General features: G+C 67.2%; 21 protein-coding genes. 8 read left to right on the top strand and 13 right to left on the bottom strand.

Translation table 11 applies throughout. The features are described from left to right. Window positions 1-183 precede the first annotated feature (183 nt). The 4 genes from WS89_RS03225 to WS89_RS03210 form a co-directional block, all read right to left on the bottom strand. On the bottom strand, window positions 184-2,775 hold the full coding sequence (locus WS89_RS03225; RefSeq protein ID WP_059789471.1) for a penicillin-binding protein 1A: 2,592 nt from the start codon (window positions 2,773-2,775) through the stop codon (window positions 184-186). Between the two features lie 197 nt (window positions 2,776-2,972). Beyond that, window positions 2,973-3,980, bottom strand: a complete 1,008-nt coding sequence (gene lhpH, locus WS89_RS03220; protein ID WP_059505218.1) for a trans-3-hydroxy-L-proline dehydratase — start codon at window positions 3,978-3,980, stop codon at window positions 2,973-2,975. A gap of 68 nt (window positions 3,981-4,048) precedes the next feature. Beyond that, a complete protein-coding gene (locus tag WS89_RS03215) occupies window positions 4,049-5,170 on the bottom strand; it encodes a branched-chain amino acid ABC transporter substrate-binding protein (RefSeq protein ID WP_059789470.1) in 1,122 nt (373 codons plus the stop codon). 126 nt (window positions 5,171-5,296) lie between these two features. Beyond that, entirely contained in the window at window positions 5,297-6,034 is a 738-nt protein-coding gene (locus tag WS89_RS03210; RefSeq protein ID WP_059789469.1) for a FadR/GntR family transcriptional regulator, read from the bottom strand. A 262-nt stretch (window positions 6,035-6,296) separates the two neighbouring features. Between WS89_RS03210 and lhpI the strand changes: the two genes are divergently transcribed. The 3 genes from lhpI to WS89_RS03195 all read left to right on the top strand — a co-directional run bounded on the left by lhpI (window position 6,297) and on the right by WS89_RS03195 (window position 8,602). Beyond that, window positions 6,297-7,232, top strand: a complete 936-nt coding sequence (lhpI, locus tag WS89_RS03205) for a bifunctional Delta(1)-pyrroline-2-carboxylate/Delta(1)-piperideine-2-carboxylate reductase (protein WP_059505213.1) — start codon at window positions 6,297-6,299, stop codon at window positions 7,230-7,232. Between the two features lie 169 nt (window positions 7,233-7,401). Continuing rightward, on the top strand, window positions 7,402-7,806 hold the full coding sequence (locus WS89_RS03200) for a response regulator transcription factor (RefSeq protein ID WP_059789468.1): 405 nt from the start codon (window positions 7,402-7,404) through the stop codon (window positions 7,804-7,806). A 16-nt stretch (window positions 7,807-7,822) separates the two neighbouring features. Beyond that, window positions 7,823-8,602: a helix-turn-helix domain-containing protein gene (locus WS89_RS03195; protein ID WP_059789467.1), complete on the top strand. Its 780-nt coding sequence runs from the start codon at window positions 7,823-7,825 to the stop codon at window positions 8,600-8,602. Window positions 8,603-8,630: 28 nt separating this feature from the next. Here the strand turns inward: WS89_RS03195 and WS89_RS03190 are convergent, their stop codons facing one another. From WS89_RS03190 to WS89_RS03165, 6 genes are all read right to left on the bottom strand, one after another. Beyond that, complete coding sequence (locus WS89_RS03190) at window positions 8,631-8,981, bottom strand: hypothetical protein (RefSeq protein WP_059789466.1); 351 nt, start codon at window positions 8,979-8,981, stop codon at window positions 8,631-8,633. A gap of 151 nt (window positions 8,982-9,132) precedes the next feature. Then, complete coding sequence (locus WS89_RS03185) at window positions 9,133-9,372, bottom strand: hypothetical protein (RefSeq protein ID WP_006479066.1); 240 nt, start codon at window positions 9,370-9,372, stop codon at window positions 9,133-9,135. A gap of 16 nt (window positions 9,373-9,388) precedes the next feature. Then, a complete protein-coding gene (locus WS89_RS03180; RefSeq protein ID WP_034204866.1) occupies window positions 9,389-9,679 on the bottom strand; it encodes a DUF1488 domain-containing protein in 291 nt (96 codons plus the stop codon). A gap of 111 nt (window positions 9,680-9,790) precedes the next feature. Further along, window positions 9,791-10,189: a DUF488 domain-containing protein gene (locus WS89_RS03175; RefSeq protein WP_059505205.1), complete on the bottom strand. Its 399-nt coding sequence runs from the start codon at window positions 10,187-10,189 to the stop codon at window positions 9,791-9,793. A gap of 170 nt (window positions 10,190-10,359) precedes the next feature. Then, on the bottom strand, window positions 10,360-11,562 hold the full coding sequence (locus tag WS89_RS03170) for an amino acid aminotransferase (protein ID WP_059505203.1): 1,203 nt from the start codon (window positions 11,560-11,562) through the stop codon (window positions 10,360-10,362). Window positions 11,563-11,608: 46 nt separating this feature from the next. Further along, the gene (locus WS89_RS03165; RefSeq protein ID WP_059789465.1) at window positions 11,609-12,994 is read right to left on the bottom strand and encodes an amino acid permease; all 1,386 of its coding nucleotides are present in this window, start codon (window positions 12,992-12,994) and stop codon (window positions 11,609-11,611) included. Window positions 12,995-13,313: 319 nt separating this feature from the next. On the opposite strand from WS89_RS03165, the gene WS89_RS03160 reads away from it, so the two are divergent. Next, window positions 13,314-13,787, top strand: a complete 474-nt coding sequence (locus WS89_RS03160) for an Lrp/AsnC family transcriptional regulator (RefSeq protein WP_059505199.1) — start codon at window positions 13,314-13,316, stop codon at window positions 13,785-13,787. 27 nt (window positions 13,788-13,814) lie between these two features. Here the strand turns inward: WS89_RS03160 and WS89_RS03155 are convergent, their stop codons facing one another. Further along, the gene (locus WS89_RS03155; RefSeq protein ID WP_059789464.1) at window positions 13,815-14,723 is read right to left on the bottom strand and encodes an EamA family transporter; all 909 of its coding nucleotides are present in this window, start codon (window positions 14,721-14,723) and stop codon (window positions 13,815-13,817) included. 335 nt (window positions 14,724-15,058) lie between these two features. Here WS89_RS03155 and WS89_RS03150 point away from each other — a divergent pair, with 335 nt between their 5' ends. Further along, a complete protein-coding gene (locus tag WS89_RS03150; RefSeq protein ID WP_059505195.1) occupies window positions 15,059-16,732 on the top strand; it encodes a phospholipase C in 1,674 nt (557 codons plus the stop codon). 98 nt (window positions 16,733-16,830) lie between these two features. After that, entirely contained in the window at window positions 16,831-18,252 is a 1,422-nt protein-coding gene (locus WS89_RS03145) for a cytochrome-c peroxidase (RefSeq protein WP_059789720.1), read from the top strand. Between the two features lie 126 nt (window positions 18,253-18,378). Here the strand turns inward: WS89_RS03145 and WS89_RS03140 are convergent, their stop codons facing one another. Beyond that, window positions 18,379-18,831 carry a type VI secretion system amidase immunity protein Tai4 gene (locus WS89_RS03140; RefSeq protein WP_059789463.1) on the bottom strand — a complete coding sequence of 151 codons (453 nt, stop codon included), beginning with the start codon at window positions 18,829-18,831 and terminating at the stop codon, window positions 18,379-18,381. Continuing rightward, entirely contained in the window at window positions 18,828-19,166 is a 339-nt protein-coding gene (locus tag WS89_RS31660; RefSeq protein WP_257128108.1) for a type VI secretion system amidase effector protein Tae4, read from the bottom strand. The genes WS89_RS03140 and WS89_RS31660 overlap by 4 nt, the downstream gene beginning before the upstream one ends. 448 nt (window positions 19,167-19,614) lie before the next feature. Between WS89_RS31660 and WS89_RS03135 the strand changes: the two genes are divergently transcribed. Both WS89_RS03135 and WS89_RS03130 read left to right on the top strand, forming a co-directional pair. Then, window positions 19,615-20,325, top strand: coding sequence for a GntR family transcriptional regulator (locus tag WS89_RS03135; protein ID WP_059789462.1), 711 nt, complete (start codon window positions 19,615-19,617; stop codon window positions 20,323-20,325). A 75-nt stretch (window positions 20,326-20,400) separates the two neighbouring features. Further along, on the top strand, window positions 20,401-21,207 hold the full coding sequence (locus WS89_RS03130; protein WP_059789461.1) for an SDR family oxidoreductase: 807 nt from the start codon (window positions 20,401-20,403) through the stop codon (window positions 21,205-21,207). Window positions 21,208-21,209: the final 2 nt, after the last annotated feature.

The raw sequence follows: 21,209 nt of genomic DNA, 5'->3' as shown, positions 1-21,209 counted from the left end.
TTTGTCAGGCGCTTCGGACTCGAGGTCGTTGCGCATGAGTAGAAGTCTAGGAGGCTCGGCTATCAGGGTAAATACTTAAATCGCAAATTCACTGTTGATCGAAACCGTACAATCGAGCGGGAATAAGTCGTTTCGTCAGACGATTATCGCCGCCTGCGCGCCGAATGCCGCGACACGGCTTCGTTACTGCGAAGCGCCGGTCGAATCGGGCGCGGCCGGCATCGGCACCGACGGCGGCGGAGCCGGCACGGCCGAAGGGGCGACGCCGATACCGGCGCTGCTTCCACTCGTGGCACTGGCCCCTGCCGGCGGCGGCGCAGGCTGCGGCTGCAGTTGCGAGGCGCCCGCCGACAGCGCCGCGGCCGACGCGGCCACTTCGGATGCCGGCACCCATTCCTCGACGATACCGCCCGATGCGGCATCCGGCGCCGATGCGGCGGATGCCGCCGACGCCGCCCCCTCGTCGGCCTCGGCCGGGCGCTCGATACGCTGCGTCCTGACCGGCACGGGCACCTTCTTCGGCTCGGGCGGGAACCACGTGTCGAACAGGTCGGCCGCGCGCTCGCGCAGCGACGCGAACCAGCCGGGCGACGGCTCGGTATCGAATTTCGCCTTGGTATCGACGATCCGGGCGCGCTGCGCGCGCTGGAAGAAATCGCCGACGATCGGCAGCGCGCTGTGCGCGCCCTGCCCCCAGTAGTCGCTGCGCAGCGTCACGCGGCCGTCGTCGAATCCGACCCACGCGCCGGCGACGAGTCCCGGCTGCATCAGGATGAACCAGCCGTCCGCGTTGTCCTGCGTCGTGCCGGTCTTGCCGGCCACGTCGCCGCGGATGCCGAAGCGCGTGCGGATGCTGCCGCCCGTGCCGCGCGTGACGACATCGCGCATCACGTCGAGCAGCATCTTGTCGGTTTCGGCATCGAGCGCGCGCTCGGGCGGCGCCGGTGCGTATTCGGCGAGCACGTCGCCCTGGCGATTCTCGATGCGCGTGACCATCTGCGGCTCGACGTACAGCCCGCCGTTCGCGATCGTCGCGTACGAGGCGACCATTTCCTTCAGCGTGACCGGGCTCGTGCCGAGCGCGAGCGACGGCACGCGTTCGAGCGGGCTTTCGCGCACGCCCATGTCGCGCGCCAGCCGCGCGACGGCGGCCGGGCCGACCTTCTCCATCACCTGCGCGGTGATCCGGTTGCGCGACAGCGCGACCGCGTCGCGCAAGGTCATCGGCTTGCCCGTAGGCGGCACGTCGTCGTTCGGCCGCCAGATCTCGCCGCCTTTCAACGGGATCTCGACCGGCTGGTCGATGAACGTGTCGTCCGGCTTCATCCCGCTCGCAAACGCGGCGCCATAGACGAACGGCTTGAACGTCGAGCCCGGCTGGCGCCGCGCCTGCGCGACGTGGTCGAACGGCTCACGGGTGAAGTCGCGGCTGCCGACCCACGCGCGGATCTGCCCGTCGCGCGGATCGATTGCGAGGAAGCCGGCCTGCACGTCGGTCTTCGCCTTGCACAGCGCATGCAGGAAACCGCGGTCGGCCGCGAGCATCTTCATCGCCGCCGCGTCGTCCTTGCCGGCGTCCTGCGCCGCCTTGTACTCGGGCGATTCGCGCATGAAGGTGCGGAACACCTCGTTGTCGGTGCCGCAGCCGTCGCGGCCGCTCCATGCGTTGTTCGCGATGCCCTGCAACTGATTGCCCTGCAGCGTGAGCGCCTGCGTCGCCATCTGCTGGAGGCGCGAATCGATCGTCGTGCGCACGATCAGCCCGTCCGAGTAGATGTTGTAGTCGTTACGGTCGGCCCACGCGATCAGCCATTTGCGCAACTGCTGCGCGAAATGCGGCGCCGGCCCGGGCGGCTCCTTCTGGCGTTCGAAGTCGATGCGCAGCGGCCGGCGCTGCAACTGCGCGAACTGCGCCGGCGACAGCTTGCCGTACTTCACCATCTGGCCGAGCACCGTGTTGCGCCGCTGCAGCGCGCGCTCGGGGTTCAGCACCGGGTTGTAGTAGCTGTTGCCCTTCAGCATCCCGACGAGCGTCGCGCTGTCGAGCACGTCGAGTTCGTCGGCCGACTTGTCGAAATAGGTGCGCGCGGCCATCTCGACGCCGTACGCGTTGTACAGGAACGGCACCGTGTTCAGGTAGGTCTCGAGGATCTGGTCCTTGCTGTAGACGGCCTCGATCTTCAGCGCGGTGATCGCCTCCTTCACCTTGCGCGTGAGCGTCGGCGCGCGGCCGATCTCGTCCGGATACAGGTTGCGCGCGAGCTGCTGCGTGATCGTCGAGCCGCCCTGGCGGCTGCCCGAGAACGTATGGAGCGCGGCCGACGCCGTGCGCTTCCAGTCGAGGCCATGGTGCGCGTAGAAGCGGTGATCCTCGGTCGCGATCAGCGCGTCGACCATGTGCGGCGAGATCTGCTTGAGCGGCACCCATTCGCGGTTCGACGGCTTGAATTCGGCCAGCAGCTTGCCGTCGGCCGACAGCACCTGCGCGGGCTGGTCGACGCGCGCCTTGCGGATGTCGCCGATGCCCGGCGTGAATGGAACGAGCACGACCACGTACGCCGCGAACAGCGCCGGCACGGCGGCGGCTGCGAGCAGCACGCCGCGGCGCGTCGGGTGGCGGACATGGTGCCACGCGGCGGCGGCGAGAGGCTTGACCCGCGCGACGGCGGCTGCCGCGACAGGTTGGGCGCGCGCGACCCATCTGGCACACAAGGCACGCACTGACGACACGTTTCGGCGATTCACGCGGGTGGAGCTCGGCTGAAAAGGCTGCATCGTACCAAACTCGCGCGGCCGTCCGACCCGCGGCGGCGCCGGGCGGGCACACGGCGATGCGGTTTCGCGACGGCGCCGACGCAAAAAAGGCGCGTGCTCCGCGACCGGAACGACGCGCCAAACCTGGTACCACAACCTGAACGCCGCGCGGCGAGGTCGCGACGAGGACGCGACGGCGGCGCGACCGGCGCTGCGGCTCAGCGCACGAGAAATCCGTACGTGAGCGGATCGCGCTCGTCGACGATCCAGTTCGCGAACCCGCAGATATGCGCGCTGCCTTCCACTTCCGGGATCACGGCCGGGATATCGCCGACCGTCGTTTCGCGCAGCACGCGCCCCTTGAAGACCGTCCCGACGATCGATTCGTTGACGAGCGTGTCGCCCGCCGCGAGCAGCCCGCGCTGGTAGAGCTGCGCGACGCGGCCGCCGGTGCCGGAACCGGTCGGCGAGCGGTCGACCTCGCGATCCGCGAACACGCAACAGTTCGCCTGCGTCGAACCCGCGTGGCGCGGCGCGTTCGCGATGATCGTGCCGTAAATGTGGTTGATTTCCGGGATCTCCGGATGCACGACCGGATACTTCACGTTCGCGGCCGCCTTCACTTCCGCGCCGAAGCGGATCAGTTTTTCGACGGCCGATTCGCGCACCGGCAGGTCGAACGGCGCGCCGTCGACATAGAAATAAAACGCGCCGCCATACGCGATGTCGCCGGTCACGGTGCCGAACGACGGCGTGTCGACCGACACGTCGCGCCGCCAGATGAACGACGGCACGTTGACGAAGCGCACAGGCCCGGCATGTTCGCCGTCCCATTTGACGAAGGCCTCGATGAAGCCGCACGGCGCGTCGATGCCGACCCGCGTCTCCGGCACCGTGCGCTGCACCCAGCCGAGTTCGACGGCCGCCGTCGACAGCGCGATCACGCCGTGTCCGCAATGGTCGCTGTAGCCTTCGTTGTGCACGAAGATCACGCCGAAATCCGCATGCGGCGACACGGGCTCGGTCAGGTAGCCGCCGTACATGTCGGCATGGCCGCGCGGTTCGAACATCAGCGCGCGGCGGATCTCGTCGGCGTTCTCCTTGAGCCACGCGCGGCGCTGGACGATCGTGTCGCCGGGCAGCCGCGGCAGCCCGCTCGTGACGATGCGGAACGCCTCGCCGCCGGTGTGCGCTTCGACGGTGGAAAGGGAGCGGGAAATTTTCATGTGGATCGAATGCGTTGAAACGAAGGACGGCGGCGCGGCCGCCGTCCGGGGACGGGTGGGTGCGGCGATTACTTCGCGTACGGTTGCGGCAGCCCGTTGCGGATCACGTAGACGGTGGTCGGCGCGCCTTTCAGGTCGCCGTTCGCGTCGAACGAATAGGTGCCCGCGACACCCGCGTAGCTCGACTTCGCGAGCTGCGCGATCAGCTTCGCCTTGTCGGTAGTCGTGCCGGCCTTGACCATCGCGTCGGCGAGCAGCTTCACGCCGTCGTAGTAATTGACGCCGTAGACTTGCGTATCGGTGTGATAGGCGTCGTGGTATTTCTTCAGGAATTCGCGGCCGGCCGGCGTCTTCTCGAGCGCGACACCGCCCTGCGCGCAATAGACGATCGACGCCGCCTCGCCCGCGACCTTGCCCATGTCGGCCGAGCAGATGCCGTCGCCGCCGAGCAGCTTCGCGCGCAAGCCCCGCTGCTTCATCTGCCTGGCCATCGGCGCGCCCTGCGCCGCATAGCCGCCGAGAAAGATCACATCGGGGTTGGCGGCCTTGATCTTGGTGAGAATGCCGAGGAAATCGGTGGCCGACGAATTCGTGTATTCCTGGTCGACGATCTTGATGCCGTTCGCCTTCGCGACGTTCATGAACTGCTCGGCGACGCCCTGCCCGTATGCGGTGCGATCATCGATCACGGCGGCGGTTTTCGCGTTCAGCGTCTTCGCGGCGAACGTGGCCATCGTGCCGCCGAGCTGCTCGTCGCTCGCGCCGATCCGGAAGATGTTCTTGAAACCCTGCCGCGTGAGTGCCGGGTTCGACGCGACCGGCAGGATCGGCACGCCGGCGTTCGCATACACGCGCGAGGCCGGAATCGCGACGCCCGAGTTGTACGGCCCGAGCACCGCGACGACACCCTTGTCGACGAGGTTCTGCGCGACCTGTACGCCGGCTTTCGGATCGGCCTGGTCGTCCTCGGAAACCAGTTTGAACGTAACGGTCTTCCCGCCGACCTTCGCGCCAGCCTTGTTGAGCTCGTCGACCGCGAGCCGCGCGCCGTTTTCGTTGTCCTTGCCGTTGGCGGCCTGCGGGCCCGTCAGCGGCGCCGAATGACCGATCGTCACGACTTCCTGCGCGTGCGCGGAAGTCAGCGCGCCGACGGCAGCAGCCACCGAGAGCACGGTCGTGAGGTGTCGCATGATGTCTCCTGATTGGTTTTGTGTGAAACCAATGTAGGACACACGTGGTCACATCGCAAGCAATTTCAAAATAATTCCGGATATTTTGGTCATTTATAGGACCAGATAGAAGTGCGTGCAGGCGTGCTACTTCGGCGCGATATCGCGCCGCACGCGGCGAATGTGCTGTTCGACATAGAACGCGGCCGCATCGGCGTCGCCGGACACGATCGCCTCGTAGATCAGCCGGTGCTCGGATACATAGAGGCGGATCCGGCCCGCGTCGTAGATGCCGTCGTCCTTCAGCCGCTTCCACAGCGGCTGGTCCATCGTCTTCGCGACTTCGTCCGCGATCTTCACGATCAGCGCATCGCCGGTCATCAGCGCGAGCTGTCGATGAAACAGCCGGTCGCTCTCGTTCCACAGCGCACGCTGGTGCGGGTCGTCGACGTCGGTGATGGTTTCCATCTGCGCGAGATAGCGCTCGGCGCCGGCGTCCGCGCGGGCATGGGCGGCCGCGAGGCGCGCGATCGCGGGCTCCAGGATCAGCCGCACGTCGAGCGTCGACGTCGGGCTGAAGTCGGCCTCGGAGGCCATGTGCGCGTCGCCGCGCTGCGCGAGCACGTCGAGCGGCGCCGCGACGACGTAGGTGCCCGAATTGCGCTTCGTGAACACGAGCCCTTCGTTCTGCAGCGCGCCGAGCGCTTCGCGCACGGCCGGCCGGCCAACCTGGAACAGCGCCGCGAGCTCGCGCTCGGACGGCAGCCGCGATTCGGCCGCGTAGCGTCCCGCGCGGATCTCGTCGCGGATCTTTTCGGCTACCTGCTCGTAGATATGCAGCGGCCTGAAACCGCCTTCGAGTGAGTCGGGACGCGCGGACATCATCGTATGGCTCCTGCCCGTTCGCGGGCGTGGATCTGGAATGGGTTCGCACTATACCGGAGCGGCGCGGCCAGCGCGGCAGCGGCGAGCCTTCTGGCCAGATATTAGAACCAAAATCCACGAAACGCTTTATTTTCTGGGTTGCGGGTGCGCCAGAAAGTGGTATAGATTCGATCCACTGCCCTGTGTCACGGTATCCGGCAGATCTGTGGCGGGCGCGGCATGCGTCCGCCGTTCACGCTCACCGACGCCCACGACGTACACGATGACCGCCTCTTCCCCGCTTCCCGTTTTCGACGCGACCGACACGGCCGCGCTGCTCGACTACCCGGCGCTGCTCGCCACGCTCAGGCAAGCGGTCGTCGAATATGCGGCGGGCGACATCGTCAGCCCCGAACGCCTGGTCGTGCCGCTGCAAGGCGGCGGCGTGATGCTGTCGATGCCGTCGAGCGCCCACGACCTGGCGAGCCACAAGCTCGTGAACGTGTGCCCCGGCAACGGCGCACGTGGGCTGCCGACGATCCTCGGCCAGGTCACCGCGTACGACGCCACCACCGGCGCAATGCGCTTCGCGCTCGACGGCCCGACGGTCACCGGCCGCCGCACGGCGGCGATCACCGCGCTCGGCATCCAGGCGCTGCATGGCGCCGCACCCCGCGACATCCTGCTGATCGGCACCGGCAAGCAGGCGGCCAATCACGCGGAAGCGCTCGCGGCGATCTTTCCGGAAGCGCGCCTTCACGTGCGCGGCACGACAGCGGACAGCGCGGCCGCCTTCTGCGCCGCCCACCGCACGCATGCACCGCGACTCGTGCCGCTCGACGGCGATGCGGTTCCCGATGCGATCGACGTGGTCGTCACGCTGACGACGAGCCGCACGCCCGTCTACCGCGAAGCCGCGCGCGAAGGCCGGCTCGTGGTCGGCGTCGGCGCGTTCACCGCGGATGCCGCCGAGATCGACGCGAGCACGGTGCGTGGCAGCCGGCTCGTCGTCGACGATCCGGCCGGCGCGCGCCACGAAGCCGGCGATCTGATCGTTGCGCAGGTCGACTGGCGGCACGTCGCATCGCTCGCCGACGTGCTGAACGGCACGTTCGCCCGCGGCGGCCCGCTGCTGTTCAAGAGCGTCGGCTGCGCCGCGTGGGACCTGGCCGCGTGCCGCACCGCGCGCGACGCGCTGGCCGCGCGCCGCGCCGGCTGACCCGCACGCACAACCGTTCACGCCGCACACGCGGCATCGCATCGCCGGAGCCACGCCGGCGGTTTCCCGTACGCGGTGTAGGAAACGCCCTACACCGTGTCGAGGCGGCCTACACGAAGTTCCAATTCGGCCGATTTCAATTTCGGCGGCGCAACACGATACTGCCGGCATGAATGCCAGCCTGTCACCCGCCGCGCTCAGGGTGTTCCTCGTCGATCACGCAGTCGCCGTTCGCCAGCGGATCGCGCTGCTCGTCGGCGCGATCCGCGGCGTCGTCGTCGTGGGCGAAGCGGAAGACGGCCAGGACGCGTGGACGCATATCCGCAGCAGTCGCGCGGACGTGGTGATCGTCGACGTGCGGCTCGCGGACGGCAGCGGCCTCGACCTGATCGGGATGCTGTCGAAGGCCACGCCGCGCATCGTCACGATCGTGCTGACGAATCACTCGGCGCCGGCATTCAGGGAGGCATGCGCGACGGCGGGAGCCGACTATTTCTTCGACAAGACGGTCGAATTCGACGCCGCGTGCCGTGTCATCGAATCCCTGGTGCACGCTCGCGTGCACCGCCCCTGACGAGCCGGAGCGACTCATGTCCACCGCCACCGCCTGCGCCGCCGACGTGTCCGTCGTATCCCGGCCCACGATTGCCCTGCGCCCGGCCGCGCGCGCCGACGCGATCAAGCATCCGGCCGCCCGCTGCTCGGCGTGCGCGATGCGCTCGATGTGCCTGCCGCCGCACTTGACGGCCGCCGAATTCGGCCGCCTCGACGCGATCATCTGCACGACGCGACAGGTTCGCCAGGGCGACGCGCTGTTTCGCACCGACGATCCGTTCCAGAGCATCTATGCGGTGCGCGCGGGTTCGTTCAAGACGGTGATGATGCATCGCGACGGCCGCGAGCACGTGACGGGCTTCCAGATCGCCGGCGAAACGCTCGGGATGGACGGCATCGGCGGCGGCCAGCACTGCTGCGACGCGATCGCGCTGGAAGACAGCGTGGTGTGCATCATTCCGTTCGGCGCGCTCGAAGCCGCGTGCCGCGAAATGAAGCCGATGCAGCACTTCCTCTACCAGATGCTGAGCAGCGAAATCGTCCGCGAATCGAGCCAGATGCTGCTGCTCGGCACGATGTCGGCCGAGCAGCGCGTCGCGCATTTCCTGCTGAACCTGTCGTCGCGGTTCGAGGCGCGCGGCTATTCGGCGACGGAATTCAACCTGCGGATGACGCGCGAGGAAATCGGCTGCTATCTCGGGATGAAGCTCGAAACCGTCAGCCGGATGTTCTCGCGGTTCCATCGCGAAGCGCTCGTCGAAACACGCGGCAAGCGCGTGCGCATCATCGACGCGCAAGCGCTCGCGCAGGTCTGACGTACGGCGCACGACCGCCGGCGCGACATTACCGCATCGTGTCGCCCGTTGCCGCGTCGCGCAGCGCCGCCGTTGCGGCGCCCGCCTGCCACGCGATCAACGCCTGCTCGGCCTGCGCGAACGCGCGGCGCAGCGCGTCGTCCACGTCGGCACCGACGCACGGCGGCAGCGATCGGAGCGTCGCGCCGTGCATCGTCAGGTCTAGCCGCACGTCGTACAGACGCACGCCATCGGCCACCATGCGCGATTCGATCGCAAGTTGGCAGCCATCGATCAACGCGCGAAACCGTTCGAGCCGCACCAGTTGCGCGCCGGCTTCGGCTTCGATCGCTGCCGACCCCGTGAATCCGAGACAGGCGATCTGCATGCCCACGCCCATGTCGCCCTCCTGACGGGGCCGCCTGCTCGTCGACCGCCTTGCATGTGCCGGCCACCTCACGATGGGCAGCACGTGTTTCCCGTGGCGCGGCGCGCATGTTTCGATCGCGGCCGGCCGATGGCCTGCCCGCGCGTCGCCGGCGCGGAACCGTTCATACGTTGAAGGTCTGCGATGCCTTCATCTCGATCCACGTCATGCCGGCCCGCAACCCTTCGATCATCGCCTCGCGCTCCGTCGGATACGCGTGGCTGTGCTCGAACGTATGATGAAACCGCGCGGCGCCGGCGCCGTGCTCGACCGACACGCGGCAGCGGAACTCGCCCGATTCGCACGGGCGCGTCTCCACTTCGACCGACCAGTCGCGTTCGTGAATGTTGCCCTGCAGTGTCATGCGCCCTCCTGCGGTATCAGCCTTCGAGCCGGAAGTGCCCGCTGTGCAGCAGCACCGGCCGGCCGCCGATTTCCTCGAGCATTCGTCGTGCCATCGCCTCGATGGCCGGCCGGTGCGCGTCGAATGCGCTCAGCAGATCGCGTTCGAGCAGCGACCGCGCGCCGAAATGGTCTTCCAGCGCCTCGGCGGTGACCGCGCACTGGACGCAACGCCCGTCGACCAGCGCGGAAAACGCGACGACCAGGTCGCGCGCGCAGTATTCCGGCGGCTCGGGCGGGAAAGTGATGTGCATCTGTCGGCCTGTCATCGTCGCGATGGCTCCATGACGAGAGCATAGTGGTGCGCGCGACCGCGCGCTTGACCCACGTCAACCGGTTCGCTGCACCGCACGATCGCGGTGCGGCCGCCCAACGCCGCTTCAGCCCGCGTCGGGCTCGATCGCCGCGCCGCGCTCCGCGAGCAGCTCGCGCAGCACGCTGCGGTGGCAACGGCGCTCGTCGTCGCAGTAGCAGCCGATCGAGAGCGCGGTGGTCGCCGACAGCGCGGCCAGCAGGTCCAGCACCTTCGCCGGATCGCCGTGCGCCATCTCCGCGCGGAAGTGGCGCTTGAACGCCTTCCATTCGGCGTCGGTTTCGGCGGCCTGCGCCTGCGCGACGAGCTCGGGGCTCGGCGACAGCGTCGGCAACCATACATCATAGTAGTTGCGCGACGCGAATTCCGCCTTCGGCACGCCGCGCGGCGGCCGCCGCACCGTGCCGATCCGCAGGCCTTCGCCGGCCGCGCGCGGCGTGCCGAGCTGGATGATCCGGATGCCCATGTCGCTCCTCTGCTCCCCTGTCTTGCATACGATCCCGTGATCGTACCGCCGCGTCTGCCCGGCGCGTCAGCCGGGCACCGCACATGACGGCCGCTCAACAAAAAACCGGCTGCTCCCGCGACGGGATACAGCCGGTTCCGCATCGTGCGTGGCGCGCCGCCGCGCCGCGTTCAGACGCCGCTCTTCAGCACCTTGCCGATCGCGTCCGCGACGATGCCGACGTTCGAGTCGTTCAGGCCCGCGACGCACATCCGGCCCGAGCGCAGGATGTACACGCCGTGCACCTCGCGCAGCGCGTCGACCTGCGATTCGGTCAGGCCCGTATACGTGAACATCCCGCGCTGCTTCACGTAGCGCGTGAGTGCTTCGCCGCTCACGTGGTCGCGCAGGCCGTCGTGGATCGACTGGCGCATCCGCGCGATACGGCGGCACATCGCCGACAGTTCCTCTTCCCACTGTTTGCGCAGCGCCGGCGTGCCGAGCACGGCCGCGACGACCTTCGCGCCGTAGGTCTGCGGGTTACTGTAGTTCGAGCGCACGGCGCCGGCCAGTTGGCCGAGCACGCGGTCGGCCGCGGCCGCGTCTTCGCAGACGACGCTCAGGCCGCCCACGCGCTCGCCGTACAGCGAGAAATTCTTCGAGAACGAATTCGCGACGAGCGTCGGCACGCCGCGGCGGGCCAGCTCGCGCACCGCGAACGCGTCCGCGTCGAGGCCCGCGCCGAAGCCCTGGTACGCCATGTCGACGAACGGCAGCAGCCCGCGCGCCTCGATCACGTCGATCAGCTTCTCCCACTGGCCTTCGTCGAGATCGACGCCGGTCGGGTTATGGCAGCACGCGTGCAACAGCACGATGCTGCGCGCCGGCAACGCGTCGATCGCCGCGAGCATCGCGTCGAACTTCAGGCCGCCCGTCGCCTCGTCGTAGTACGGGTACGTGTTCACCGTGAAGCCGGCGCGCTCGAAGATGAAGCGGTGGTTTTCCCAGCTCGGATCGCTGAGCCACACCTGCGAATCCGGGAAATAGCGCTTCAGGAAATCGGCGCCGACCTTCAGCGCGCCCGAGCCGCCGAGCGTCTGCAGCGTCGCGATGCGGCCGGCCGCGCGGGCCGGGTGATCGGCGCCGAACACCAGCGATTGCACGGCGTCGCGGTACGCGGCCAGGCCGACCATCGGCAGGTACGGCTTCGGGCCGCTGTCGCGCTGCAGCGCGGTTTCGGCTTCGCGCACGGCGCCCATCACCGGAATCCGGCCTTCGGCGTCGAAATAGATGCCGATGCTCAGGTTGACCTTCCGATCGCGCGGATCTTTCTGGAAGTTCTCGTTGAGCGTCAGGATCGGGTCGCCCGGGTACGCGTCGATGTGTTCGAACATGGCTTGAGTCGGTCTCGTTTGGAAGAAGGGTCGGTCGTGGCCTGCGTCAGCGTGCGGAAGCGCCGTCGTGCACCGCAAAGCCCGCATTCTTCTGACGGAAGCGATACCCGATCGCGAGCACCGCGAGCCATACCGGGATCAGGTACACCGACAGGCGGAGATCCGGCGTCAGGTACATCACGACGAGAATGCCGGCCATGAATGCCAGGCACAGGTAATTCGTGAAAGGATAGCCCAGACTGCGGAAGGAAGTCTCCTTTCCCGCAGCACGCTTGGCCTGGCGGAACTTCAGGTGGATCAGGCTGATCATCGCCCAGTTGATGATCAGCGCCGACACGACGAGGCCCATCAGCACCTCGAACGCCTTGCCCGGCATGAAGTAGTTGACCAGCACGCACACGCCGGTCGCGAGCGCCGACGCGCCGAGCGCCGCGAGCGGGATGCCGCGCTTGTTCACCGAGCACAGCACCTTCGGCGCGTTGCCCTGCTGCGCGAGGCCGAACAGCATCCGGCTATTGCAGTACACGCCGCTGTTGTAGACCGACAGCGCGGCCGTCAGCACGACGACGTTCAGCACGTTCGCGACCAGGTTGCTGCTCAGCGCGTGGAAGATCAGCACGAACGGGCTGCCGCCGCTGACGACCTTCTCCCACGGATACAGCGACAGCAGCACGGCCAGTGCGCCGATGTAGAAAATCAGGATCCGATAGATGACCTGGTTGGTCGCGCGCGGGATGCTGCGCTTCGGATCGTCGGCCTCGGCCGCGGTGATACCGACCAGCTCGAGCCCGCCGAACGAGAACATGATCGCGGCCATCGACATCACGAGGCCCGACACGCCGTTCGGGAAGAAGCCGCCGTGCTGCCACAGGTTCCGGACGGTTGCCTCCGGCCCGGCGTGACCGCTCGCGAGCAGCCAGCCGCCGAAGCCGATCATCCCGACGATCGCGGCAACCTTGATGATCGAGAACCAGAATTCCGTCTCGCCGTACGACTTCACGCTGGTCAGGTTGATCAGGTTGATCGCGACGAAGAACACGAGCGCCGACACCCAGGTCGGCACGCCCGGCCACCAGTACTGCACGTAGATCCCGACGGCCGACAGTTCGGCCATGCTGACGAGGATGTACAGCACCCAGTAATTCCAGCCGGACAGGAAGCCGGTGAAGTGGCCGAAGTACTTGTTCGCGAAATAGCTGAACGACCCCGCGACGGGCTCGTCGACCACCATCTCGCCGAGCTGGCGCATGATGAAGAACGCAACGATGCCGGCCACCGCATAGCCGAGCAGCACGGACGGGCCGGCCATCTTGATCGTCTGCGCGATGCCAAGGAACAGCCCCGTGCCGAGCGCGCCGCCGAGCGCAATCAGCTGGATGTGCCGGTTCTTCAGCCCGCGCTTCAGGCCGTCGCTCTCGTTTCCAGAAACCATGTCTTCTCCACTCTGTCCGCCTCCGCCTGACGCGGTGCGGCGCGCCTCGGTGTGCCGGGCGCTGTTTTGCTGTGCCGGCGGCCGTTCGTGGAGCCGCCGAGTTGGGGGACTGCAATCCTCGCGTGGCGGCATCCGATTCGCGTCGGCGTGCGGCCAGATCGGCCGCCGACTCGTCGCCCGCGCCGCATTGCTGCGGCCGCACACGAAAATCCGGCGTCAGTTTAGCGTCGCGACGGCGAAATCGGGTTGCGTAACCCGCTCATGCAAACCCTACATTATGAGATAAGATTGCACCCGGGAGACAGATGAGGAAACAAAAATGCCTGAACCGGTTCTCGATCGCATCGATCGCCACTTGCTGTCGGTGTTGCAGGAGAACGGCCGCGCGTCGAACCTCGATCTGGCGAAGGCCGTCGGCCTGTCGCCCGCGCAGACCTTGCGACGCCACCGCCGGCTGGAGGAAATTGGCGCGATCCGCCGTTACGAAACGCGGCTGTGCCCCGATACGCTCGGCTTCGGCGTCACCGCGTTCGTGCACGTGACGATGGAACGCGGTCATATCCGCGATTTGTCGAAGTTCCAGAAACTCGTGTCGGATCTCGCGCAGATTCAGGAATGTTTCTCGGTGACGGGCGACATCGACTATGTGCTGAAAGTCGTCGCGCACGATCTGAAAGGGCTATCGCGCTTCCTGCTCGAAACGCTGATGCGCATTCCCGGCGTGAGCGGCGTGCATTCGAGCGTGTGCCTCGACGAGATCAAGTGCACGAGCGCGATGCCGGTGGAAGGCTGACACGCCCGGCGCGCACGGCCGAAACGTTCAGCTCGCCGCCTCGAACGCACCGATCAGCAACGCTCCCGCTGCAATCACCGCGCAACCGGCCGCCCGGCGCGGCGTCAGCCGCTCGCCGAGGTAGACGCGCGCGATCAGCGCCGCGAACACCACGCTCGTCTCCCGCAGCGCCGACACCGGCCCCATCGGCGCGCGATCCATCGCCCAGATCACGATGCCGTATGCGAGCGCCGCGAACACGCCGCCGCATGCGGCCTTCGCCGTCTCGCCGACATCCCGCGTCAACCGCAGCGGCCCCGCCCGCAGCCGGTAGTACGCAGCCATCAGCGCGCCCGTCAGCACGAACATCCACGCGGTATAGCCGACCGTGCTGCCGCTCTCGCGCACACCGATCCCGTCGACCACGCTGTACGCCGCGATCGACACGCCGGTCGCGAACGCGGTCGGCAGCACTTGCATCATCCGGTGTTGCGCGCCGCGCCGGCGTTCCAGCCCGATCGCCATGATCCCTGCGCAGATCAGCACGAGCCCGCATTGCGCGCCGATGTTCAGGCGCTCGCCCGCAAACGCCGCCGCGCCGAGCGTGACGAGCAGCGGCGCCGTGCCGCGCGCGACGGGATACGCGACGCTCAGGTCGCCGTGTTCGTACGCACGAACGAGCAGCAGCGTATAGACGACGTGGATCACGGCCGATGCGACGACGCAGAGCCAACTCGCCGGCGCGATCGGCACGGCAGCCGGCAGGAACAGCAGCGCGAACAGCCCGATCGCGATCTGCAGCACCGTGGCCGAACGCAGCCGGTCGCCGCTGCTGCGCACCAGCGCATTCCATGACGCGTGCAGGAACGCCGCACACAGAACGGCGAACAGAACGGGGATCGGCACGCTGAACACTCCCTGACGGTCGAAGGCGCGCGATGCGCGGCAGGCGTTCATCGTATGAATGCGTCACCGGATTGTCAAAAAAGCGACCGACGGCCCGCCGTAAAGGATTCGGCTGCCTGCCCCGGTCGCCCGCCCTGCAACGCGTGCGCCGCACGCGACCCCATGTGACGCGGCGGTTGCCGGCGCCCCCCCTTTCCGTTCTCTTTCGCCTCGCACCGCGGCGTAATGGAATCGATACCACAGCGCAACCGTCGCGAAAACACTCCGTCCCCATATCTTCATACGCAGCTGTTCCAATGCGCGTGCTCCCTCACGAGCTTCGCGCCGAACCGACACGGCGACGGGGCCGTTCTCCACCATCGAAGACCTTACCCTGGAGTTTCCCGATGTTCCGTCAAGCCTTGCTCGTCACTGCCTGCGCAGCCGCAGCGCTGGCGCTGTTCGCCTGCGGCGGCAGCGACGATTCCACGCCGACGCCCGCCGTGTCGTCGCAGGATGCGCTGCAGACCGCCACGCCGATCAAGCACGTCGTCGTGATCTACGGCGAAAACATCTCGTTCGACCACTACTTCGGCACCTATCCGAACGCGACGAACCCGTCGGGCGAACCGGCGTTCACCGCGAAACCCGGCACGCCGACGCCGAACGGCCTGACGGGCACGCTGCTCACCGCGAACCCGAACTTCACGAACACGGCCAACGGCACCGATGCGGCGAACCCGTTCCGCCTCGACCGCACGCAGGCCGCGACGGCGGACCAGAACCACGCCTACACCGCCGAACAGCAGGCCGAAGACAACGGCCTCGCGGACCTGTTCCCGAAATACACGGGCAAGGGCTCGTCCGGCGGCGCCGGCGCGTTCGGCACGAAGGGCCAGGTGATGGGCTACTTCGACGGCAACACGGTGACCGCGCTGTGGAACTACGCGCAGCGCTTCGCGATGAGCGACAACACGTACACGACGGTCTACGGTCCGTCGACGCCGGGTGCACTGAACGTCGTGGCGGGTCAGACCAACGGGATGCAGATCGTCAAGACGTCGAAGCAGCCGTCGACGCTCGCCGCCAGCTCGTACTACATCAACGACGGCCAGGGCGGCTTCACGATGATCAACGACGTCGACCCGGGCTTCGACGTGTGTTCGAGCACGACCGACCAGGCGATGATGACCGGCAAGAACATCGGCGACCTGCTGAACGCCGCGAAGATCACGTGGGGCGGCTTCATGGGCGGCTTCAACCTGTCGACGACGAACGGCAACGGCACGACGGGCTGCGCGCGCAGCACGGTCGCCACCGCCGTGAACGCCGCGACGGCCGACTACATTCCGCACCACAACTGGTTCCAGTACTACGCGTCGACCGCGAACCCGCAGCACACGCGCCCGAGCTCGATCGCGGCGATCGGTTCGAGCGTCGAGACCGACGGCAAGACCCCCGAACCGGCGAACCATCAGTACGACACGGACGACTTCTTCGCCGCAGTGAAGGCCGGCAACTTCCCGTCGGTCAGCTACCTGAAGGCGCCGGCCGCGCAGGACGGGCATGCAGGCTATTCGGATCCGCTCGACGAGCAGGCGTTCGTGACGAAGGTCGTCAACTTCCTGCAGCAGCAACCGGACTGGCAGAACACGGCCGTGATCGTCACCTATGACGACTCGGACGGCTGGTACGACCACGTGTACACGTCGCCCACGCACGCGTCGTCGGACCCGGTCGATCAGCTCAACGGCGCCGGCAAGTGCGGCACGGGCGGCACTACCGGCGTGAACGGCGCGACCGTGAACGGCCGCTGCGGCCCGGGCGTGCGCATTCCGCTGGTCGTGATCTCGCCGTATGCGAAGCAGAACTACGTCGATCACACGATGCTCGACCAGTCGTCCGTCGTGCGCTTCATCGAGGACAACTGGCTCGGCGGCCAGCGTATCGGCGGCGGCTCGTTCGACGCGACGGCGGGCGACCTGCGCAACCTGTTCGACTTCACGTCGAAGCCGAACACGACGCCGCTCTATCTCGACCCGACGCTCGGCACCGTATTGAGCGCCGCACCGTCGATCTGACCGTCGCGGCCTGACCGCATGGCCGGCGCATGCAGATGCGCCGGCCGTTTCCATTTCAACGCGCCGTGTTGCGCGACACCCGTTTTTCGACCGACAGCATGACAGCTCGCCCCGCGTTTCCGTCTCCCGATGCCGCCGGCACGCCCGCGCCGCGTGCCCCTTCCCGCCTGCTGCGCCGCGCCGCATTCGTGCTCGGCACGGCCGCGATCGGCTATGGCGCGTTCGCTATCGCGTTTCCCGCGCGGGTACCCGCGGCGATCGGCGCCGTGGTCGCCGACTGGACCGGCGCGAACCCGTATCCGGTCGTGCTGCAACGGCCCGCCGTGCAGCCGCTGTCGGCGGTCGCCCAGCTCGGGCGCGCGCTGTTCCACGATCCGTCGCTGTCGGCGTCGGGCAAGCAGTCGTGTGCGTCGTGTCACAGCCCCGACCATGCGTACGGCCCGCCGAATGCGCTCGACGTGCAGCCGGGCGGCCTCGCGATGACGCAGCAGGGCTATCGTCCGCCGCCGTCGCTGATGTATCTGTACCGCCAGCCGAATTTCAGCATCGGCCCCGATGCCGGGGAAAACGACGCCGCGCCGAGCGTCGCGCAGCAGGCCACGGCGGCGGCCGGTGTCGTCAAGGCGCAGAAGGTGGCCGGCACGTCGGCCGCGCCTCAGCTCGTGCCGCAGGGCGGGCTGTTCTGGGACGGCCGCGCCGATACGCTGCAGCAACAGGCGTTCGGCCCGCTGCTGAATCCGGTCGAAATGGCGAACGCGAGCGTCGACGACGTCGCGCACAAGCTCGCGCAGTCGTCGCATCGCGCGCAACTGGAACAATTGTTCGGCGCGCGCGTATTCGACAGCCCGCAGCTCGCGGTGTCGGAGGCGATGTTCGCGATCGCGCGCTATCAGGTCGAAGATCCGTCCTTCCATCCGTACGACAGCAAGTACGATCGCTGGCTCGAGGGCCGCGCGCGTCTCACGCAGGCCGAACTGCGCGGGCTGCGCCTGTTCAACGATCCGGACAAGGCGAATTGCGCGGGCTGTCATTTGTCGAAACCCGGCAAGGACGGGCTGCCGCCGATGTTTACCGATTACCAGTACGAGGCGCTCGGCGCGCCGCGCAACCGCGCGCTCGCGCAGAACCGCAACCCCGCGTTCTACGATCTCGGCGTGTGCGGGCCGTTCCGCGACGACCTGAAGGACCAGACCCAGTACTGCGGGATGTTCCTGACGCCGACGCTGCGCAATTCGGCGACGCGCCACGTGTTCTTCCACAACGGCGTGTTCCACACGCTCGACCAGGTGATGGCGTTCTACAACGAGCGCAGTATCTCGCCGCAGAAGTTTTATTCGCGCGGCGCGGACGGCAAGGTCGACGAATACGACGACATTCCGCCGAAATATCGTGCGAACGTCGACGTGACCGATGCGCCGTTCGATCGCAAGCCCGGCGACAAGCCCGCGATGACGGCGCAGGACATCAAGGATATCGAAGCGTTTCTCGGCACGCTGACGGACGCGCCGGCGCAGCACTGAGCGCTTGCCGGGGGGGGGCGTGCCGCGTCAGCGGCGCGCTGCATCAGCAATTCGATCCGGACGCTCGAATAGCGTCGGCGAAACGGCACGCGGCGCGCCGTTGCATCGCGCAACGGCGTTCGATCGCTACTGCGGCTTTGGCGGATGCTCGGCCCGGTAGGTACGATTCGGGCGCGATACGAGTTGCTTCGCCGCGGCGTCCAGTTCCTTGCCGTGATACAGATCGATGCACTTCAGGAAGTCGAACTTCACATCCGCGACTTCCGATTCGACAACCGGATTCCGGTAATCGCGAGCCAGATACTTCGCGACCAGCGCGTGAATGACGTCCGGCGCACGTTCCATGTCGTAGTAGGTCCAGTCGCGCAACGCACGGGTACTGCTGCCGATGTCCTTGCTCACGCCGGGCGTCTGCTCGTATGCGGTAGCCAGACACTCCGCGAGCGCCATGTCCTTGAAGTTCTGGAGGTAAGTGCGTGAACCGGCCCCGGGCGACACCTGTCCGGCGTCCTTCGCCACGACCATCGCAGGTTGAAACGCGAGGCACGCCAACGCCGCAGCGATCCGGACTCCCCTCATGACAGGCTCCAAAAATTTGCGCGATCGGTACGATACCGCGTGCCCGGTTCGTTGAAGTAACAATGGTCGTAACATGTCCGCCCGTTGAACAGCGTGGCGTGCCCCTGTGCATCGCTCCACCCCGACACCTCGAACAGAATGACGCCCTGTCGACCGGCAAGTGGCCCTCCGTTCGCCGGCGGATATTTGACGCCCTCAGCCTTTCCCCATCGTTGCTCGAGAAAACGGATCAAGTCCCTGACACGAAAAAAGTATTGCCGATTGTCTCTGCCCGACACCGTTTGTTCGGGGATTCTCGGCATCACCATACCGGCTTCACTCAGGATATAACTCATCCTCACCGCGCATGTGTTGCTCCATCGCTCTGTCGAATTCGGACTGTTGACGTTCTTCTCGACGTATCCACCTATCACCTTCGCGACGCGTTCACCGGAATTTGCCGGGTCGTAGATTCGCTGGGATGCCCGCCCACGCAATGGCAAATGATGGTCGTTTCACTTTGTTGGCTCCTTGTTGTTGAAATGAATCCGGCTCGAGGAACGCATCGAAAACTCGCGACAGCTCATGTGCTCCGAGTGCCTTCGAGTCCTTCGAATCAGGGGGCATGATGCGCGATTGAAACTTTTGTAAGGATGGCGACTTTCCAGATGCCGATCCTTCTTCTGCTCCGCCCCCTCGTTTTCCCCGATCCCGTTCGACTTGACTCCTGCGCACCGATCGACAAAACTTCGCCCATCGCCAGTGTGATCACAGATCGCAGATCAAACCCAGGAGAACCCCGCCTTGCCGCCTCGTATCGTCCCGCCCGCACTGAAAGCCATCGAACAGGAAACGATGGCCGACAAGGTCTACCAGCAATTGCGCGAAGCGCTGATGAGCGGCCGCTTCGCGCCTGGCCAGGCGCTGAGCCTGCGCAGCGTCGCGGAGGCGGTCGGCTCGTCGACGATGCCCGTGCGCGCCGCACTCACGCGGCTGCGCGCCGAACGCGCATTGGTCGACGGCCCGAACCGCGCGCTCGTCGTCCCGCCGATGACGCTCGACACGCTCGACGAGCTGCGCGACGTGCGGATCGCGCTCGAAGGCTGCATCGCCGAGCGCGCGTGCGCACGGATGACCGATACGCAGATCGCGGCCGTGCGCAAGACCTGCGAGACGATGCAGGCGCACGTCGAGGCCGGCCGCTCGCGCGCCTACCTGCAAAGCAATTTTGCGTTCCACAGCGCGATCTACGCGCACGGCGCCAGCGAAAACACGCTCGCGATCGTCGAGAACCTGTGGATGCGCGTCGGCCCGTTCCTCAACATGGTCGCGCTCGACATCCCGCACATGCGGCGCTCGATGGACGCGCACCGCGCGATCGTCGATGCGCTCGAACGGCGCGACGGCGCCGGCGTGCGAGCCGGCATCGCGCTAGACATCGGCGGGGCCGCACACGATCTCGCCGAGACGCTGCGGGCCGAACAGACGCCGCGAACCGCGAACGCGAAGCCGTAGCGGCCGCTTGCCACGGCCGGCCTTTGCACGAGCGGCCGGCCACCCCCACTAGATCAACGATGGAGACAACCCGGCATGACAGCTTCCGACCTGCTGAAACCCTATGACGGCCTGCGCGTCCTCGTGACCGGCGGCGCGTCGGGCATCGGTCTCGAAATCGCCCGCGCGTTCGCCGAATGCGGCGCGCGCGTGCACGTGTGCGATGCGTCGCAAGCCGCGATCGCGGCGCTCGCCGATCGGCCGCCGCACGCCGCGACGAGCGCGATCAGCGCAACGTTGGCCGACGTATCCGATCCGGCGGCGGTCGACCGTGTGTTCGCCGACATATCGGCCACGCTCGGCGGCCTCGACGTGCTCGTCAACAACGCGGGCATCGCCGGCCCGACCGGCGGTATCGACGAAATCGACCCCGTTCAATGGGAACAAACGGTCGCGATCAACCTGAATGCGCAATTCCAGTTCGCGCGCCGTGCGGTGCCGCTGCTGCGCGAATCGAAACACGGCGGCGCGATCATTGCGCTGTCGTCGGTTGCCGGCCGGCTCGGCTACGCGTTCCGCACGCCGTATGCGGCCACCAAATGGGCGGTAGTCGGCCTCGTGAAGAGCCTCGCGATCGAACTCGGGCCGCTCGGCATCCGCGTGAACGCGATCCAGCCCGGCATCGTGCGCGGCCCGCGGATGCGCCGCGTGATCGAGGCGCGTGCACAGCAGCTCGGCATCGGCTACGACGAGATGGAGAAGCGCTATCTCGAGAAGATCTCGCTGCGGCGCATGACCGATCCGGCCGAGATCGCCGCGACCGCGCTGTTCCTGTGCTCGCCGGGCGGACACGGGATCACCGGGCAGGCGATCTCCGTCTGCGGCAACGTCGAAGTGCTCTGACG

The organism is Burkholderia sp. MSMB1072 (assembly GCF_001524725.1).
Taxonomy (GTDB): domain Bacteria; phylum Pseudomonadota; class Gammaproteobacteria; order Burkholderiales; family Burkholderiaceae; genus Burkholderia.
This window is presented reverse-complemented; position numbering and strand designations above follow the sequence as displayed.

What these genes read in the sequence shown, in the direction of transcription:
- WS89_RS03225 (WP_059789471.1), bottom strand. Translation starts at nt 2,775, where the DNA reads ATGCAGCCTTTTCAGCCGAGCTCCACCCGCGTGAATCGCCGAAACGTG.
- lhpH (WP_059505218.1), bottom strand. Translation starts at nt 3,980, where the DNA reads ATGAAAATTTCCCGCTCCCTTTCCACCGTCGAAGCGCACACCGGCGGC.
- WS89_RS03215 (WP_059789470.1), bottom strand. Translation starts at nt 5,170, where the DNA reads ATGCGACACCTCACGACCGTGCTCTCGGTGGCTGCTGCCGTCGGCGCG.
- WS89_RS03210 (WP_059789469.1), bottom strand. Translation starts at nt 6,034, where the DNA reads ATGATGTCCGCGCGTCCCGACTCACTCGAAGGCGGTTTCAGGCCGCTG.
- lhpI (WP_059505213.1), top strand. Translation starts at nt 6,297, where the DNA reads ATGACCGCCTCTTCCCCGCTTCCCGTTTTCGACGCGACCGACACGGCC.
- WS89_RS03200 (WP_059789468.1), top strand. Translation starts at nt 7,402, where the DNA reads ATGAATGCCAGCCTGTCACCCGCCGCGCTCAGGGTGTTCCTCGTCGAT.
- WS89_RS03195 (WP_059789467.1), top strand. Translation starts at nt 7,823, where the DNA reads ATGTCCACCGCCACCGCCTGCGCCGCCGACGTGTCCGTCGTATCCCGG.
- WS89_RS03190 (WP_059789466.1), bottom strand. Translation starts at nt 8,981, where the DNA reads ATGGGCGTGGGCATGCAGATCGCCTGTCTCGGATTCACGGGGTCGGCA.
- WS89_RS03185 (WP_006479066.1), bottom strand. Translation starts at nt 9,372, where the DNA reads ATGACACTGCAGGGCAACATTCACGAACGCGACTGGTCGGTCGAAGTG.
- WS89_RS03180 (WP_034204866.1), bottom strand. Translation starts at nt 9,679, where the DNA reads ATGACAGGCCGACAGATGCACATCACTTTCCCGCCCGAGCCGCCGGAA.
- WS89_RS03175 (WP_059505205.1), bottom strand. Translation starts at nt 10,189, where the DNA reads ATGGGCATCCGGATCATCCAGCTCGGCACGCCGCGCGCGGCCGGCGAA.
- WS89_RS03170 (WP_059505203.1), bottom strand. Translation starts at nt 11,562, where the DNA reads ATGTTCGAACACATCGACGCGTACCCGGGCGACCCGATCCTGACGCTC.
- WS89_RS03165 (WP_059789465.1), bottom strand. Translation starts at nt 12,994, where the DNA reads ATGGTTTCTGGAAACGAGAGCGACGGCCTGAAGCGCGGGCTGAAGAAC.
- WS89_RS03160 (WP_059505199.1), top strand. Translation starts at nt 13,314, where the DNA reads ATGCCTGAACCGGTTCTCGATCGCATCGATCGCCACTTGCTGTCGGTG.
- WS89_RS03155 (WP_059789464.1), bottom strand. Translation starts at nt 14,723, where the DNA reads ATGAACGCCTGCCGCGCATCGCGCGCCTTCGACCGTCAGGGAGTGTTC.
- WS89_RS03150 (WP_059505195.1), top strand. Translation starts at nt 15,059, where the DNA reads ATGTTCCGTCAAGCCTTGCTCGTCACTGCCTGCGCAGCCGCAGCGCTG.
- WS89_RS03145 (WP_059789720.1), top strand. Translation starts at nt 16,831, where the DNA reads ATGACAGCTCGCCCCGCGTTTCCGTCTCCCGATGCCGCCGGCACGCCC.
- WS89_RS03140 (WP_059789463.1), bottom strand. Translation starts at nt 18,831, where the DNA reads ATGAGGGGAGTCCGGATCGCTGCGGCGTTGGCGTGCCTCGCGTTTCAA.
- WS89_RS31660 (WP_257128108.1), bottom strand. Translation starts at nt 19,166, where the DNA reads ATGAGTTATATCCTGAGTGAAGCCGGTATGGTGATGCCGAGAATCCCC.
- WS89_RS03130 (WP_059789461.1), top strand. Translation starts at nt 20,401, where the DNA reads ATGACAGCTTCCGACCTGCTGAAACCCTATGACGGCCTGCGCGTCCTC.